Origin of the sequence: Mesorhizobium sp. M1365 (assembly GCF_040317865.1) — a bacterium.
GTDB lineage: Bacteria > Pseudomonadota > Alphaproteobacteria > Rhizobiales > Rhizobiaceae > Mesorhizobium.
This window is the reverse complement of the sequence record NZ_JAMYLG010000009.1, coordinates 1-16,421: the sequence shown is the minus strand read 5'-3', so window position 1 is coordinate 16,421 and position 16,421 is coordinate 1. Positions and strand designations below refer to the sequence as shown.

General features: G+C 62.6%; 17 protein-coding genes. 4 read left to right on the top strand and 13 right to left on the bottom strand.

Annotated elements, in window-relative coordinates; all coding sequences use genetic code 11:
* Positions 1–104: 104 nt before the first annotated feature.
* The 5 genes from NKH04_RS13150 to ettA form a co-directional block, all read right to left on the bottom strand.
* Positions 105–443, bottom strand: coding sequence for a hypothetical protein (locus NKH04_RS13150; RefSeq protein WP_352767715.1), 339 nt, complete (start codon positions 441–443; stop codon positions 105–107).
* A gap of 114 nt (positions 444–557) precedes the next feature.
* Positions 558–1,349 carry a trans-aconitate 2-methyltransferase gene (gene tam, locus NKH04_RS13145; RefSeq protein ID WP_353044406.1) on the bottom strand — a complete coding sequence of 264 codons (792 nt, stop codon included), beginning with the start codon at positions 1,347–1,349 and terminating at the stop codon, positions 558–560.
* Complete coding sequence (locus NKH04_RS13140; protein WP_352501113.1) at positions 1,346–1,609, bottom strand: type II toxin-antitoxin system RelE family toxin; 264 nt, start codon at positions 1,607–1,609, stop codon at positions 1,346–1,348. The genes tam and NKH04_RS13140 overlap by 4 nt, the downstream gene beginning before the upstream one ends.
* Positions 1,610–1,611: 2 nt before the next feature.
* Positions 1,612–1,845: a type II toxin-antitoxin system RelB family antitoxin gene (gene relB / locus NKH04_RS13135; protein ID WP_352471524.1), complete on the bottom strand. Its 234-nt coding sequence runs from the start codon at positions 1,843–1,845 to the stop codon at positions 1,612–1,614.
* 58 nt (positions 1,846–1,903) lie between these two features.
* A complete protein-coding gene (ettA, locus tag NKH04_RS13130; RefSeq protein ID WP_352453385.1) occupies positions 1,904–3,553 on the bottom strand; it encodes an energy-dependent translational throttle protein EttA in 1,650 nt (549 codons plus the stop codon).
* Positions 3,554–3,898: 345 nt separating this feature from the next.
* On the opposite strand from ettA, the gene NKH04_RS13125 reads away from it, so the two are divergent.
* Positions 3,899–5,194 (top strand): GGDEF domain-containing protein, encoded by a 1,296-nt coding sequence (locus NKH04_RS13125; RefSeq protein ID WP_352747548.1) that lies wholly within the window; start codon positions 3,899–3,901, stop codon positions 5,192–5,194.
* A 26-nt stretch (positions 5,195–5,220) separates the two neighbouring features.
* Here NKH04_RS13125 and NKH04_RS13120 read toward each other — a convergent pair whose 3' ends face one another.
* The 4 genes from NKH04_RS13120 to NKH04_RS13105 form a co-directional block, all read right to left on the bottom strand.
* Complete coding sequence (locus tag NKH04_RS13120; protein WP_353044405.1) at positions 5,221–5,829, bottom strand: hypothetical protein; 609 nt, start codon at positions 5,827–5,829, stop codon at positions 5,221–5,223.
* 73 nt (positions 5,830–5,902) lie between these two features.
* Entirely contained in the window at positions 5,903–6,916 is a 1,014-nt protein-coding gene (locus NKH04_RS13115) for a ribonuclease T2 family protein (protein WP_353044404.1), read from the bottom strand.
* Positions 6,917–7,036: 120 nt separating this feature from the next.
* On the bottom strand, positions 7,037–7,486 hold the full coding sequence (locus NKH04_RS13110) for a MarR family winged helix-turn-helix transcriptional regulator (RefSeq protein ID WP_352769105.1): 450 nt from the start codon (positions 7,484–7,486) through the stop codon (positions 7,037–7,039).
* A complete protein-coding gene (locus NKH04_RS13105; RefSeq protein WP_353044403.1) occupies positions 7,483–8,268 on the bottom strand; it encodes an alpha/beta fold hydrolase in 786 nt (261 codons plus the stop codon). Before NKH04_RS13105 ends, NKH04_RS13110 begins: the two co-directional genes overlap by 4 nt.
* 264 nt (positions 8,269–8,532) lie before the next feature.
* On the opposite strand from NKH04_RS13105, the gene NKH04_RS13100 reads away from it, so the two are divergent.
* The 3 genes from NKH04_RS13100 to NKH04_RS13090 all read left to right on the top strand — a co-directional run bounded on the left by NKH04_RS13100 (position 8,533) and on the right by NKH04_RS13090 (position 12,368).
* Positions 8,533–9,468, top strand: a complete 936-nt coding sequence (locus tag NKH04_RS13100) for an alpha/beta fold hydrolase (RefSeq protein ID WP_353044402.1) — start codon at positions 8,533–8,535, stop codon at positions 9,466–9,468.
* A gap of 78 nt (positions 9,469–9,546) precedes the next feature.
* Positions 9,547–10,722, top strand: coding sequence for a CaiB/BaiF CoA transferase family protein (locus NKH04_RS13095; RefSeq protein WP_353044401.1), 1,176 nt, complete (start codon positions 9,547–9,549; stop codon positions 10,720–10,722).
* A complete protein-coding gene (locus NKH04_RS13090; protein WP_352851538.1) occupies positions 10,719–12,368 on the top strand; it encodes a thiamine pyrophosphate-binding protein in 1,650 nt (549 codons plus the stop codon). Before NKH04_RS13095 ends, NKH04_RS13090 begins: the two co-directional genes overlap by 4 nt.
* 40 nt (positions 12,369–12,408) lie before the next feature.
* Here the strand turns inward: NKH04_RS13090 and NKH04_RS13085 are convergent, their stop codons facing one another.
* The 4 genes from NKH04_RS13085 to NKH04_RS13070 form a co-directional block, all read right to left on the bottom strand.
* Positions 12,409–12,852 carry a CHRD domain-containing protein gene (locus NKH04_RS13085; protein WP_352851539.1) on the bottom strand — a complete coding sequence of 148 codons (444 nt, stop codon included), beginning with the start codon at positions 12,850–12,852 and terminating at the stop codon, positions 12,409–12,411.
* A 147-nt stretch (positions 12,853–12,999) separates the two neighbouring features.
* On the bottom strand, positions 13,000–13,971 hold the full coding sequence (locus tag NKH04_RS13080) for an ABC transporter substrate-binding protein (protein WP_352471510.1): 972 nt from the start codon (positions 13,969–13,971) through the stop codon (positions 13,000–13,002).
* A gap of 40 nt (positions 13,972–14,011) precedes the next feature.
* Positions 14,012–15,148 (bottom strand): ABC transporter permease, encoded by a 1,137-nt coding sequence (locus NKH04_RS13075; RefSeq protein WP_352851540.1) that lies wholly within the window; start codon positions 15,146–15,148, stop codon positions 14,012–14,014.
* Positions 15,145–16,023, bottom strand: a complete 879-nt coding sequence (locus NKH04_RS13070) for an ABC transporter permease (protein ID WP_352919603.1) — start codon at positions 16,021–16,023, stop codon at positions 15,145–15,147. The genes NKH04_RS13075 and NKH04_RS13070 overlap by 4 nt, the downstream gene beginning before the upstream one ends.
* Positions 16,024–16,421 lie beyond the last annotated feature (398 nt).

Here is a 16,421-nt window from a genome sequence, read left to right as displayed (position 1 = left end):
CGCAGGCGTTGCGGCTTCATGTCGACGCCGCAAAAAGCTCGGCGCAACCTCTTTTGCACCTAGCCAGTTTATGCCGGCTTAAATCAAGTCCCTGGGACGGGTCTTTACCAGGCGCAGAGCTTGGTATTGGTCTGCGGGTTGTTCCAGCAGGCACCGTCATCGCGGCTGCGCACGAATTGCCCGGGCAGCGGCACGTTGCGGCGGCCGAGATTGACATAGCCATAGGCAAAACCCGGTCCGTCGATTTCCAGGACGTAGGTCGGATAACCCGGCGCCGAGATGCGAAAGCTGCCGGCATCGTCCAGCGCCCGATAGCTGCACGAGAAATAGCCGTCGTCGCTGGTGAAGCAGCGCGCTCGCTTGGCCTCCGCCGATAGAGACAAGGCAAGCACAGCGGCCGCACAAATGCTGCCGCCGAAAACGAGCTTTTTCAGTGTCATCATCCACCCCCCCATGGCCTATGAAGGGACGTTATCCCTGCCCCAGCGAGATGCGCATGACGGCGAAAGCCGGTCAAGCATCCGCCATGCACTGTTTTTGGGTGTAGCTAAGAGTTTCTAAGCGGAACGCCGCGCCACGATGAAGAGACGGGGAAAGCGCAGCAACACCTTGCCGCTTGCCGTTTTCGGATAGGCTTCGCTGATCCCGCCCGCGTAGCGCTTCAGGAAAAGCTGCCGCTCGTTTTCGTCGAGCGGATCGAGGAACGGCTTCAGCCCCGTCGATTTCACCCACTCGACGATCGCCTCGGCATCGGCCAGCGGATGGTTGTAGATCGTGTGCCAGACATCGAGCCGATCCGAGAATGGCGACAAAAGGTCGTAATAGAACGCGACCGGCGGCAGCGGCGCGCGGGCCGCGCGCTCGAGCTTTTCGGCAAACGGCATCTCGGCCGCGGTCTCCCGCATCAGCCGGTGCGAAGGTTCGGCCATATTGTCCGGCATCTGCACGGCAAGCGCGCCGCCGGGCGCCAAAAATCCCATCAACCGCTGGAAGACCGCCGGATGCTCCGGCAGCCATTGAAACACCGCATTGGCAAAGATCACGTCGACCGGTTCGTTCGGCTGCCACGCCGCCGCATCCGCCAAGGCAAAGCTGATGCCGGGCAGGCGCGCCCTGGCCTTCTCGATCATGTCGGGCGAGGTATCGAAGCCGCTGATCTGCGCCCGCGGCCAGCGCTCGACCAGCAATTCGGTCGAATTGCCCGGCCCGCAGCCAATGTCGACCACCCGGCGCGGTTCCGGCATCGGCACCTGCGCAACGAGATCGCGCGCGGGGCGGGTGCGCTCGTCCTCAAACTTCAGGTAGAGGGCGGCGGACCAGTCGGGTCTCACCTTCGCGACTGTATTCATCGATAGACCTCGCGACGGTCGCCTACTTGAACCACCCAAATCGCGACAGCGCTATCATCGATCCTTGTCAGAACTCGGAATGAGCCCACACGATATTTCCAGAGACCTGCCAGTGGTCCTGTTAGCGCTTCGCCAAGTTCGCGTGGATTATCGCGCGAGGCGAGCCTGTTTTCCAGGAAGTCCACAATCCGACGCTGATCGGACCTTTGCAATCTGGAGATATCCTTCAGTGCACGCTTCTCGACACGAATTGTCCACACGATCAACCGTCACTGCGGTCGCTTGCGTCCAATCCCAGTCGTTCCTTAGCTTCGGCCAGAGAAAGCCATTCACCTTCACCATCGTTAAGGCGCTCGAGGGCGATTAGTCCGTCTTCCAGATCCTGAATTTGCTCGACAATGGCCTCAACGACTACGTCATGTTTTGTCCGGCCAGTTTTCCTTGCGACGATCTCGAGGCGTTTTTCCAGCGCGGTAGGAAGCTCGACATTAAGCATGTTTATCTCCTTCCGGTAATTCTACGAGCAGCCTGGGGCGCTTGCAACCAATCCGTTGTTACCGAGTCAGCCGCTTATACGTCATCCTGTGCGGATTGACCGCCTCAGGCCCAAGCCGGCGGATTTTGTCCTGCTCGTAGTCCTCGAAATTGCCTTCGAACCATTCGACATGGCTGTCGCCTTCGAAGGCGAGGATGTGCGTCGCCAGGCGATCGAGGAACATGCGATCGTGCGAGATGATGACGGCGCAGCCGGCGAAGCTCTCGAGCGCGTCTTCGAGTGCCGCCAGCGTTTCGGTATCGAGATCGTTGGTCGGTTCGTCGAGCAGCAGCACATTGCCGCCGGTCTTCAGCATCTTGGCCAGATGCACGCGGTTGCGTTGGCCGCCGGACAAGTTGCCGACCTTCTGCTGCTGGTCGCCGCCGCGGAAATTGAACGACGCGCAATAGGCGCGGGTGTTGGCTTCGAACTTGCCGAGCTTGACCACTTCGGCGCCGCCCGAGATCTCTTCCCAGACCGTCTTGGTCGGGTCGAGCGCGTCGCGGCTCTGGTCGACATAACCGAGCTTGACCGTCTCGCCGACGCGGATGGTGCCGGCATCGGGCTTTTCCTGGCCGGTGATCATGCGGAACAGCGTCGTCTTGCCGGCGCCGTTCGGGCCGATGACGCCGACGATGCCGCCGGGCGGCAGCTTGAATTCGAGATCGTCGATCAAAAGCGTGTCGCCAAAGCCCTTCGACAGGCCCTCGACCTCGATCACCACATTGCCGAGCCGCTCGCCATGCGGAATGACAATCTGGGTATCGCTCGGACGCCGCTTGTCGGCTGCATCCAGCAGATCCTGGAAGGCCTGGATACGGGCTTTCGACTTGGTCTGCCGGGCTTTCGGGCTGGACTGGATCCACTCGCGCTCGCGGCCGATCGCCCGCTGGCGCGCATCGTCCTCGCGGCCTTCCTGCTTGAGCCGCTTGGCCTTGGCTTCGAGATATTTGGTGTAGTTGCCTTCGTACGGGATACCGCGGCCGCGATCGAGCTCGAGGATCCAGCCGGTGACATTGTCGAGGAAGTAGCGATCGTGGGTGATGATCATCACCGCGCCCGGATAGGCCCGCAGATGCTTTTCCAGCCACGCCGTCGTCTCGGCGTCGAGATGGTTGGTCGGCTCGTCGAGCAGCAGAAGGTCGGGCTGGCGCAGCAGCAACTGACAGAGCGCGACGCGACGGCGTTCGCCGCCCGACAGCTTGGTGACATCGGCCTCCTTGGGCGGGCAGCCGAGTGCCTCCATCGCCATCTCGACCTGCTGTTCGAGATCCCACAGGTTGAGCCGGTCCATCTCGTCCTGCAGCTTGGCCGACTCGTCCGCCGTCTCGTCGGAATAGTTCATCATCAATTCGTTGTAGCGCTCGATGATGGCGGTCTTGGCGGCGACGCCTTCCATGACGTTTTCGAACACGTTCTTGTTCGGATCGAGCGCCGGCTCCTGCGCCAGGTAACCGACGGTAGCACCCTCGGCCAGCCAGGCCTCGCCGCTCCACTCCTTGTCGATGCCGGCCATGATCTTGAGGATCGTCGACTTGCCGGCGCCGTTGGGGCCGAGGATGCCGATCTTGGCGTCCGGGTAGAAGGACAGATGAATGTTCTCGAGCACCTTCTTGGTGCCGTAGGCCTTGTTGAGGCCGGCCATGTGATAGATGAACTGGCGTGCCACGCGCGCTTTCCCTGAAAAGTCGACTGATGTCGGATTGGATGGAAGTTGGGGGCTATGTAAGCGATGCAGCCGCGAACGGCAAACAGTTTTGGCCCTAAAGCAATTCCAGGAAAAACCGTGAAACGGTTTTCCGTCCGGAATTGCGTCAAAACAAAAAAGATGGAGCGGTTCAGCGGTTCCGTGAAACGATGACCCGCTCCAGGCGGATTTGGTCGCAGCCGCAAACGCTTAGCCGCTTCATTTCGTGCCGGCGCCCAGGCGAAAGCTCCGGTTAATCATTCCGCGTCAAACAATGTTGGATGGGAAATCGCTGGCAGCCGCGATTTCGGGGAGAGAGATCGGGCCGTGTTGAACAGTTTCCTGCTTTTTGCCGAAGCGGTTCTCTATTTCGGCATCATGGTCACGCTTTTCCGGTTCAGGGGCCGCATCGGCCTCGGCGTCTTTGTTTGCGCCCTTGGCGTCATGCATTTCCTGGAAACCTATCTCGCCAGCGTCTTCTACGTCGCGCTGCCGTTCGGCATGGTATCGCCGGGTTCGGCCGTGCTGTTTTCCGGCAAGCTGGTGATGCTTCTCCTGCTCTACATCAAGGAGGACGCGGCAACTGTCCGGCAGCCGATTTACGGCCTGCTGCTCGGCAATGCCCTGATGGTCGGGCTCGTGCTGATCCTGCGCCTGCACGACATCGCACCGCTGCCCGACGGCAAGCTTCCCGACATCGGCTTCATCGATGAGATGGGCTGGCTGATGGTGTGGGGCACGACGCTGCTGTTCGTCGACGCCATCCTGATCATTCTGCTCTATGAAAAGCTCGGCAAATACCTGCGCAAGGCGCTTTTCACCCGCATCCTGGTCTCCGTCGCCTGCGTGCTCACCTTCGACCAGGCAGGCTTTTTCACGGCGCTGCATTTCGTCACCGGTGCGCCGGTCGCGGTGTTCTTCGGCGGCTGGTTCGCCAAGATGGCAGCGGCCCTGGTCTACAGCACCATGCTGGTCGCCTATATTAGGTGGTTCGAGGCGCGGCAGGTGCCGGCGCCGCGCGGGCTTTCCGACATTTTCGACACGCTGACCTATCGCGAGCGCTATGAGGCGCTGGTCGAGCATGTTGGTCGCGACGGCCTCACCGGCCTCCTGCACAGGGGGCGCTTCGACAGCGATGGCGAGGCCGCCGTCGCCGCCAGCCTGCGGACCGCCAGGCCGCTCAGCCTGCTGATCATCGATGTCGACCACTTCAAATCGATCAACGACCGCTTCGGCCACGCCGAGGGAGACAAGGTGCTGAAAGCCCTGGCGATTTTGCTTGGCGAACTTGTCGGGACCGAAGATCAATTGTTCAGGATCGGCGGTGAGGAATTCGCCATCCTCGGCTGGCGTCCGCAGCCGCTCGCCAGGCTGCTGGGTGAAACCGTCAGGCAAGCGGTCAAGACGTCCGCGAGCACCAGCCGGTTCGACATTACCGTCAGCGCCGGCATCTCGACGGTCAGCGAGACGACCCGTTGCCTTGCCGATCTCTTTGCGCTGGCCGACCAGCGTCTCTACAAGGCCAAATCCACGGGACGCGATCGCGTTGTCGGGGAACCGGGCGGCAACGAAGCAGACGCCCGCAACACATGGACCAGGCCGGAGCGCAGCGCCGGCGCGTAACGCTGCCCAGGCCTGCGATTGGCTAATCAGGATTGTTTGCGCCATCCGCCGATCGCAACCGAAACCGCCATCAGCGCGATCGCCAGCCATTTCAACGCGGTAATAATCGGGCCGGCTTCGATATCGTAGGCAATGAACAGAAGAATGCCCGGCACCAGCAGGCCGCAGAGCACGAGCGTGATCCGGTTGATCTGCCATGACACTTTTGCCGCAAGCGCCTGGTCGCCGGGCACGGCGACAAGCGCGGCCCGCATTGCCTTCGGCGCCACCAGCGTGGTCGAAAGACGCAGCGAAATCGGCAGGCCGATGCCGATGATCAGGAAGGCGCATGCCGCCAGGAGCAGCGAAAACTTGAGCGCACTGGTTTCGGCCGGTACCGGGAACAGCAGCGCCGCCAGCGGCAGGAAGACACAGAACATCCCGAGCGCGGCGATGGCGATGAAGATCGCCGCGTTGACCAGCGTAAACAATTGGTAGGTGCCGCTGCCGACGGGTTTGGCGAGCGTGGTCATGCGCGCCCACTCCACCTCGGTGTAGGAAAAGCCCGGCCACTCCATATGGCCGTCGCGGATCGCCGTCATGCCCTTGGCCCAGAACGCCAGCCGCGCCAGCGCGCCGCTCGTCATACCACTCATCGCCACCCCCTGCGAATGATAACCCCGGGATCATACCATCCCCGGCGCAAAGCGACAGTCGCGTACGGCCTGTTTACTGGAACCCGACGGCATCGACCGCGCCCTTCGGGCAGCCGGCCTTGGCTGTCGGCGCCGAGGCAAGCAGCAGGGCACCGAGCGAAGCGTTCGAAGCGATCGGGCCGGTCAGGCCGAGCGTCAGTTCGCCGATCAGCCGCCTGCCGTTCGAAGGATCGACCACGCAGGACACGCGGACCCGGTCGCCCGCGCCTTTGCCGAAGGCACCGTCGAAGGTGCTGCGGATCTGATCGGATGTCAGTTGCTTGCCGACGTTCTTGATGAAGAGATCGCGCACCGGCGATGCATTCATCGCGCGCATCAGGTTCAAGGCGTCGGCGAAATACTCCTGCTGGCTCTTGCCATAGCAGGTGCCGTGCTTGATCCATTCATGCCTTTCGAGGGCGGACGCGGTGCCCGGCATCACCTGGTCGAGTTCCGCTCGCGTTTTCGGGTCAAGGGTGACCGGCGGCAAATCCCGCCAGTGTGCCGGATCATCGTTCGCCTTGTCGCTTGCCGCGACCTGGCAATAGAAATTTCCGTTCGGCTGCGGCCACAACCCATGCAAGGTGAAGTGGGTCGCATCGAAACCGGCGGCGGTCTGCGCACGGCATTCGGCCTTGCTGGATTTGGTCTCGCAGAAAGCCGGCTGCCAGCTCAGCGCGAAGACATATTCCGGCTTTCCGGACGCCGATGGCTTGTTCGGCTCGGCAGGCGCCGGTGCAGCCGGCATCGTCGACGCGCTGCCGCCCGAAACACGACCGCAGCTGATCTTGACCCAGCGGCGCTCCGGATCGGCGCCCGGCACGCGAATGAGATAGTGCGTGGGCGCGTCCTTGTTGCCGGCCAGCAGATCATAATTCTGACCAGCCGCGGTCGAGACATTGCCGGGATTCTTGCCGCTCTTGATCGCCTGCGTTGCCGGACAGGCGGCATCGGCGACGAAAGAGCCGGTCATCTTCACATCGGCCCGCGCCGCGCTTGCGCCAGCAAACGCAACAAACACTGCCCCCCATATCGCCCAAATCCGCATTCCGGCACTCCTCGTGATTCACGCCGCAAGCTAGAAACTTGCGACATGTCAGAATTACGATTTCTTTCGCCGGCCGTAAAAACAATCGCCAGCGCATTGAGACGGCTCCCGCGTGGTCGATCAGGATCCGCCCGCCTCCACCCGATCCGTCAGGGTGCGCAGCAGATCAAGCGAGGCTTTCAGCGCGTCGGCGTCCATACCCTCCGAAACGCGGTTCGCCCAAACATGCTGGCGTGTGCCGATATTCTTGACCGCTGCCCGGCCGGCATCGGTTATCGACAACAGCTTGGCGCGGCGATGCGCCGGGTTGTCGGCGTAGGCGGCAAGCCCCTCCGCAGCCAGTATGTCGGCCAGCCGCTGTACACTCTGACGGGCGAGACCCATGTCGCGGGCGATGTCGGCCACAGATTTCGGCTCCTTCAAAACTGCACCCAAAACCTGCCAGCGCGCTGCCGTCAGCCCGATTGGAGCGGCCAGCCGGTCGGCCGCATCCAGAAAACTGCCGTTCATCCTGAACACGGCAAGCACCAGTTCGGTGAGCACATTTGCCGCTTCGGTCCTGGTCGTCATTTCTGGCCGGCCTCGATGGTCGCGACGAAATTATTAACGGCTTCGGCTACGACCTCGGGCTTGTCAAGCATCACCCAATGGCCGCTGCCCGCCACGATCTGGCGCGGAATGTCCGTGCGCAGCCGGTAGAGCGCGGCTGGAGTGTCACTGGCCTCGGTAGCCAATACGAACATAGGCCCGCGATACGCATCGAGTGCCGGCTCCGGGTTCCATTCGGCCAGTGCCTTGCCGACACCTGCCCTCGCCGCCGGATCGACCACTGCCGCATCGGCCAGAACACGCTGGCGAACAGCCGCGTTAGGGCCGGCAATCGACGTGTAATAGGCGTTCAGGACATCACGGCCTTGCGGACCGGCCAGATCGCGGACAAAGCCGTCACGAATCGCCTGCGGCAGCGCACGAGGATCGGTCGCCGGGTCGACGAGCAAGACACCGGCTACCCGGTCGGCATGGCTGGCGGCATAAGCGAGCGCCACGCCACCACCGCCGCTGTGCGCGACAATGAGAAACCGCTTCAGGCCAAACGCGTCGGCCACGGCACCGACATCCATTGCGCGACCGTCATAACCATAGTCACCGTCCTGCGCCGGCGCGGAGGCGCCATGACCGCGAAAATCGAAGGCTACCGCCTCGCGGCCTTCGACGGAGAGCTGCATCACCCGGTCCCAGTGGGAAGCGCGGCTGCAATCTCCATGCAGGAACATGATCGGCAGGCCATTGCCGGCGTTGATCCTATAAGTGGCAAGCTGGCCTTGCGGGCCTGGAACAGTGGACCTCATCATGGTCATCTCCCTGGTTTCCTGACTGAACGCAGCAATCCCTGACAACAGGGTGGCCGTCGTGAAGGCGAAGCCCGCCAGCAAGATTGCACGCCGCGAAATGGCCCCGGTGGTTTTCATAGTCATACCCCCAATCTGCGCTGACCATTTGACAGCATGCTGTCATGTAATCACATTGACAGCATGCTGTCAACTACCGTCGAATGGGTACCCTGTCCCTTGACGTCGATCGCTGCGTCGCCCAACAGTCGCCGACGGGAGCGAGACATGCCATTTGACAAGCAGAGGATGCTGGCATCGCCGACCGGCGCCGAGCTCAACCTTTATGTGAAACACGCCATCGGCCAACCGCGCGCCATTGTCCAGGTCAATCACGGGTTGGCCGAGCACGCGGCGCGCTATGCCCGTTTCGCCGATTTCCTTGGCGAGCGCGGCTACCAGGTCTACGCGCACGACCACCGTGGCCACGGCGCCACCAAGGCGCCCGACGCGCCACCTGGCAGGTTCGCCGATGCGGATGGCGGTGCCAAGGTCATCGCCGATGTCGCTGCCGTCCATGATCTCATCGCCAGGGAACAGCCGGGCCTGCCGGTCATCGTCTTCGGTCACTCCTTGGGCGCGTCGGTCGCGCTGAACTTTGTCCTCCGCCACTCGGTGCGCATCCATGCCGCCGCGATCTGGAACGGCAATTTCTCGGCCGGACTGCTCGGCCAAATCGCGCTGGCCATGCTTGGTTGGGAAAAGTTCCGGCTTGGCTCAGACGTGCCGTCGCGCCTGCTGCCCCGGCTGACGTTCCGGGCCTGGGGCAAGGCGGTGCCCAATCACCGGACGCCGTTCGACTGGCTGTCGCGCGATGCCGTTGAAGTCGAGCAATACATCGCCGACCCGCTTTGCGGCTGGGACGCATCGGTGTCGATGTGGCAGGACATCGTCATGATGACGCTGCATTGCGGCAGCGACCGCAATTTTTCCGGCGTGCGGCGCGACCTGTTCGTCAATCTGGTCGGAGGCGAGCAAGATCCGGCCTCGGACGGCGGCAAGGCGGTCAGCCATCTTGCCGGCCGGATGCACATGATGGGTTTTTCGAATCTCGTTTCAAAGGTTTACGCCAAAACCCGCCACGAAAGCCTGAACGAGGTCAACCGAGACATCATCATGGAGGATTTTGCCGCCTGGTCCGACCACGTGCTGAGGGCACAGTGATACTGGCCCATTGCAAGGGCCGTGACAGCGGCGCGCGGGATTGATAGAGGCTGCGCTTTCGATCAACCACGGTGATCCATGACTGAGCCTCCGCTCAAAGGCATCCGCGTCATCGAACTCGCACGCATCCTCGCCGGGCCATGGGCCGGACAGCTGCTTGCCGACCTCGGCGCCGACGTGATCAAGGTCGAGAGCCCGGACGGCGGCGACGACACCCGCAAATGGGGACCGCCCTTCGTCATCGGCCATGACGGCGAGAACCTTTCGGCCGCTTATTACCATTCCTGCAACCGCGGCAAGCGCTCCATCGCCATCGACTTCTCGACGCCCGAGGGTGCCGAGACGGTGCGCCGGCTGGTCGCGACATCGGACGTGCTGATCGAAAACTTCAAGGTCGGCGGACTGAAGAAATACGGTCTCGACTATGACAGTCTGAAGAAAATAAACCCGCGGCTGATCTATTGCTCGATCACCGGTTTTGGCCAGTCGGGACCGTATGCGCCGCGTGCCGGCTATGATTTCATCATCCAGGGCATGGCCGGCATGATGTCGATCACCGGCGAAGCCGGCCGCGAACCGCAAAAGGCGGGCGTCGCTATTTCGGATGTTTTCACCGGGCTTTATTCGGTCATCGCCATCCAGGCGGCGCTTCGCCATGCCGAGAAGACCGGCGAAGGCCAGCATATCGACATGGCGCTCTACGACACCCAGATCTCGACGCTCGGCAACCAGAACCTCAACTATCTCGTCTCCGGACAGTCGCCGGTGCAGATGGGCAATGCGCATATGAACATCGCGCCCTACGAAGTGGTGCCGGTAAAGAATGGCCACATCATCCTGGCGGTCGGCAATGATGGCCAGTTCGCAAAGTTCTGCGCTGCCGTCGGCCTCGATGAGCTGGCGTCGAACCCTGACTTCGCCACCAATCCCGCCCGCGTCGCCAACCGGGCAAAGCTGCGCGAGCATATGATCGAGGCGCTGAAAGCCTTCGATCGCGACCCGTTGCTGGCCAGACTTGAGACTGCCGGAGTGCCGGCCAGCCCGATCAACAACATCGGCCAGATGTTTGCCGACCCGCAGACCATCGCGCGCGGCATGCGGCTCGACCTCGATGACGGCCATGGCAATCTCTTGCCCTCGGTGCGGGCGCCGATGGTCATGTCCGGCACGCCGCTGGTCTATGAACGTCCGTCACCGCGTCTCGGCGAACACACCGAAGAAATCCTTGCCGAACTGGAGAGGTCAGGAAAATGAAGACCGGCGGACAACTCATCGTCGATGCGCTCGAAGCCAACGGAACGGACCGTATCTATTGCGTACCCGGCGAATCCTATCTGGCGGTGCTCGACGCGCTGCATGATTCACCGATCCGCACAATCGTCTGCCGCCAGGAGGGCGGTGCCGCAATGATGGCCGACTGCCATGGCCGCCTGACCGGCAGGCCCGGCATCTGCTTCGTCACCCGCGGCCCAGGCGCCACCAATGCCTCGGCCGGCATCCACATCGCGATGCAGGATTCAGTCCCCCTCATCCTGTTCATCGGCCAGGTCGCCAGCCACGCCAAGGGGCGCGAGGCCTTCCAGGAGGTCGACTACGTCAGATTCTTCGGCGATATCGCCAAATGGGTGGTCGAGATCGACGACGCCGCACGCATACCCGAATTCGTCACACGCGCCTTTGCGGTGGCGACGTCCGGTCGCCCGGGCCCGGTCGTCATCTCGCTGCCCGAAGACATGCTGACCAGCCTCGCGGAGGCACCGGACGCCCGGCATTATACCCCTGTTGAGACGCGGCCTGGCGAAGTCGAGCTCGACGCACTGGAACTGTTGCTCAACCAGGCAAAGCGGCCCTTCGTCATCCTCGGCGGTACGCGCTGGGACGCGCAGGCCGTTGCACGGATGCGGACGATAGCCGAAGCCTGGTCGCTGCCGGTCGGCTGCTCCTTCCGCCGCCAGATGCTGTTCGACCATCTCCACCCGAACTATGCCGGCGATGTCGGCATCGGCATCAATCCCAAGGTAGCAACCGCCATCAAGCAGGCCGACCTCGTGCTGCTGATCGGCGGCCGTATGGGCGAGATGCCGTCATCCGACTACACGCTGCTGAAGAGTCCCTACCCCGACCAGACGCTGGTCCATATCCATGCCGACGCCGGCGAACTCGGCCGCGTCTACCGGCCGGCGCTGGCGATCAATGCCTCGCCTGCCGCTTTCGTCGAAGCCTTTGCCGGACGCAAGCCGACCGCAACGCCGGTCTGGGCGGCTGAGGCAGCGAAGCTGCACGCCGCCTATCTCGACTGGTCGACGCCTCCGGAGAGCGGCCCCGGCGCCGTCCAGATGGGGCCGATCATGAATTATCTCGAAACGATGCTGCCGGACGACGCCATCCTCACCAACGGCGCCGGCAACTACGCCACCTGGGTGCATCGCTACCATCGCTTCCGGCGTTTCGGCACGCAGGCAGCACCCACATCCGGCTCGATGGGCTACGGCACGCCGGCGGCGGTCGCCGCCAAGCAGCTTTTCCCCGACCGCGACGTGATCGCGTTCGCCGGCGACGGCTGTTTCCTGATGAACGGCCAGGAATTCGCCACCGCCGTGCAATACGGGCTGCCGATCATCGTCATCGTCGTCAACAATGGCATCTACGGCACCATCCGCATGCATCAGGAGCGCGAATATCCCGGCCGTGTCGTCGCCACGGACTTGAAGAATCCCGACTTTGCTGCTTTGGCCCGTGCCTATGGCGGCCATGGCGAGACGGTGGAAAAGACCGCCGACTTCGAGGCGGCCTTCGAGCGAGCGCGGGCCAGCGGCAAGCCGTCGATCGTAGAGATCCGGCTCGACCCTGAAGCCATCACGCCGACCCGCACGATGTCCCAGATTCGCGACAAGGCCTGACAAAACAGGATGATTGCCCTGTTTTGTCGTCGTGATCTGCCTATTTGGCCTTCTCGATCTGGCCGCGGATCTCGCCGTCCGCATGGGCCGCGGTGTGGATGTTGACGTAATATTTGCCAGCCTCAAGATCGGTGGCCTGGGCATCGGTCAATGTCGCCGAACCCTTGATCGGGCTCTTCAGCTTGCCTTCGAACGGCACCACCGGATCGGCGTTTTGACCCTTTGCCGCCGGGCCGTGAATGTGTGCGGCCTTCGCCGGCCCGCTGAGGCCGGAATATCTCACGGTCCAGCTGAGTTTCTTGGTGGCGGTGTTGAACCTGAGCGTGGCGGTGCCCTTGCCCTTCGTGGTGACGGGCGGGTTCTGCTGAGCACCATCGAGCGCCGCCGTCATCCTTATGGTTTCGGCCAAGGCCGGTGAAGCAGAGAAGATGGCTGCAGAAATGGCCAGCGCCGAAAGCATCGGCGTGAAGGACTGGATGCGCATGGAAACCTCCGTTGTGACACCCTTGAGGCGGATGCACCGGCACAACGATTTTGCGAGCGGATGTTTCCGCCGGTAACGTTTATTTTACCTCCCACTAAAAAGGGGCGGTCGCCCGCCCCTTTTCCGCTACAAGCCAGTTTGACAGCCCTATTTGATGGCCTTGTCGGTGATCGCCGTCGTGTAGGCGCCGGTAGGCTCCTTGCTGATGATCTTCTGGTCGAGCAGCGCCTTGGCGGTGCGCTCGTAGGTCGCCGGATCGAGCTTGCCATCGGCATTGTCGATCAGCTTGGCGACTTCGCCCATCATGCGCTTCTGGTGATTCTCGTCCTGGCCGCCATTGTCCATGACGATGCCGGCCGCTTCGTCGGAATGGTCGACGGCGTATTTCCAACCCTTCATCGAAGCGCGCACGAAACGCACCATCTTGTCCTCGAAGGCCGGATCCTTGAGCTTGTCCTCCAGGGCATAGAGCCCGTCTTCGAGCAGATCGTTGCCCATGGCGGAATAGTTGAAGACGGTCAGCTCTTCCGGCTTATAGCCGGCGTCGATGAGCTGCCAGTACTCGTTATAGGTCATGACCGAAATGCAATCCGCCTGCTTCTGGATCAGCGGCTGCACGTCAAAGCTCTGCTTGAGCACGGTGACGCCGTCCGGCCCGCCATCGGTCTTGAGGCCAAGCTTGTTCATCCAGGCATAGAACGGATACTCGTTGCCGAAGAACCAGACGCCGAGCGTGTGGCCCTTGAAGTCGGCTTCCGTCTTGACCGGCCCGTCCTTCGGGCAGACCAGCTCCATGCCGGCCTTCTTGAATGGCTGGGCGATGTTGACCAGCGGCACGCCCTTCTCGCGCGCAGCCAGCGCACCGCCCATCCAATCGACGATGACGTCGGCGCCGCCGCCGGCGATGACCTGCTCGGGCGCAATGTCCGGGCCGCCGGGCTTGATGTCGACGTCGAGGCCCTCGGCTTCATAGAAGCCCTTGGCCTTGGCGACATAATAGCCGGCGAACTGTGCCTGGGTGACCCATTTCAGCTGCAGCGTCACCTTGTCCGCGGCCATCGCCTGGAACGCGGCAAGCGACATCGCGCCGGCCAGCATCGAAACAACAAGTCTTTTCATGTTTTTACCCTCTGAAGTTAGCGCCCTAAACCCACCGCCCCTATCCACCACGGACAGAGGGATGCCAAAACGTGACTGCTCTCTCGAAAAGAGCGACCACGCCATAAAAGACCGAACCCGCAAGTGCTGCAACTGCGATTTCCGCCCACACCATGTCGATGTTCATCCGCCCGACTTCCGTCGAAATGCGGAATCCCATGCCGACCACCGGCGTGCCGAAGAACTCGGCGACGATGGCGCCGATCAGCGCCAGCGTCGAATTGATCTTCAACGCATTGAAGATGAAGGGTGCCGCCGCCGGCAGCCGCAGCTTGAACAGCGTCTGCCAGTAGCTCGAGGCATAGGTGCGCATCAGGTCGCGCTCCATATGGCCGGAGGCGGCAAGCCCGGCGACGGTGTTCACCAGCATCGGGAAGAAGGTCATGATGATGACCACCGCTGCCTTCGACTGCCAGTCGAAGCCGAACCACATGACCATGATCGGCGCGACGCCGATGATCGGCAGCGCCGACACCATATTGCCGATCGGCAAAAGCCCGCGCCGCAGGAACGGCACGCGGTCGGCGGCGATGGCAACAAGGAAGCCGGCGCTGCTCCCCACCACATAGCCGAAGATAACCGCCTTGAAGATGGTCTGCCTGATATCGGCCCCCAGCACCGGCAGCGAGCCGACGATGCGTGCACCGATGGCGCTTGGCGGCGGCAACAGGATGAAGGGAATGCCGGCACCACGCGTCACCGCCTCCCAGATGATCAGGATCCAGGCGCCGAAGATGGCCGGAATGATCAGGCGCAGGGCGGTTGACGCCCAGCGCGACGTCGGGCGAAACGACGACAAGACCGTTACGCAGCGCCAGGCCAAAAACCACGCCGCGACGAGCAGCAGATAGAAGGATGCGCGAGCGCTGCCCTCATTGCCGGTTATGCCGGCGAGCAGCATCCACGCTGCGCCATTCGCGCCAAGGAACAGCAACACCACCCCGATCATCGGTGGAAAGTTGTCGGCCTCGATTGCCACGAGCAGCAAAATGAAAATCAAAACCGCAGTTGCCATGCCGTAACCGGGCGTAGCGCTGACGAGCGGCCAAAGAAGCAGCGCGCCGGCAAGCAGGACAAGCGCTGCATACCCCTGCCAGGATCGAGGCGTGATTGAGGAAAGGTTCAGGATGGAGCTCATGCCGGCCTCCCGCCCATGGCGCGGTCGACAAGGCGCCCGGCGATGCCGACGACCATCACCAGCAGCGCCGCGACCACCGACCCGGCAACCAGAGCCGACCAGATGTCGATGGTCTGGCTGTAGTAGGCGCCGGCGAGCAATTTGGCGCCGATGCCGGCGACGGCGCCGGTCGGCAACTCGCCGACGATGGCGCCGACCAGGCTGGCGGCCACCGCCACCTTCATCGAGGTAAACAGGAACGGCACCGAAGCCGGCACCCGCAATTTCCAGAAGGTCTGCGAGGCACTGGCATTATAGGTGTGCATCAGGTCGAGATGGGTAAGCTCGGGCGAGCGCAGTCCCTTCACCATGCCGACTGCCACCGGAAAGAACGACAGATAGGTCGAGATCAGCGCCTTCGGGATAAGCCCGGTGATGCCGATCGCCGCCAGCACGACGATGATCATCGGCGCCACCGCCAGGATCGGAATGGTCTGCGAGGCGATGATCCACGGCATCAGACTGCGGTCGAGCGTCGCCACATGCACGATGCCGACGGCGATGACGATGCCGAGCGCCGTGCCGAAAGCAAAGCCGAGCAGCGTCGACGACAGCGTCACCCACGCATTGTAGACAAGGCTGCGGTTCGAGGTGATGCTGCGCAGAAAGGTGTTTTCGAAAAAATTCACCGCCACCTGATGCGGCGCCGGCAGCGTCGGCTTCGGCTGTACCAGCGTCTTGCCGATGAATTCCACAATACCCGGTGTCTGATTGGCGCGGCGGTCGAGATCGCGCTGGAACGGCGTGTTGAGGATGACGGCCATGACGTACCAGACGACGACAACGCCCAGGAGGATCGAGGTCACCGGAACGATCTTGTCGCGAAACGAGTCCATCTAGCAGGCCTCGCCGGGTAAGCGCCCTCCTCTCCCCAACGGGGAGAGGGTGACTGGAGCGAAGCGGAGGCCGGGTGAGGGTGACCGCGCTTTTGTCATCCTAGGGCGGAACCGCCGCGAAGCGGCGTGCGTATCGGGAGCGCCCCACCACGCTTTCGTCATCCTAGGGCGAAGCAAGGAGCGAAGCGACGCGGCGCAGACCCTAGGATCCATGCCGTAACCTCCCCGCTCCGCAACGGTGCTGAAAATGGCTCCCTCCACACCGCTCTGGCCGGCGAATATTCTGAACCGCTTGCGCCTTTCGGCTAATGTCACGGCATGATGGGGTGGACGGCGCCCGACGGCATCGGATGTGCCAGAATGAGTTCGTTGAGATCTCAAACAAGGGAGCCGTCCGT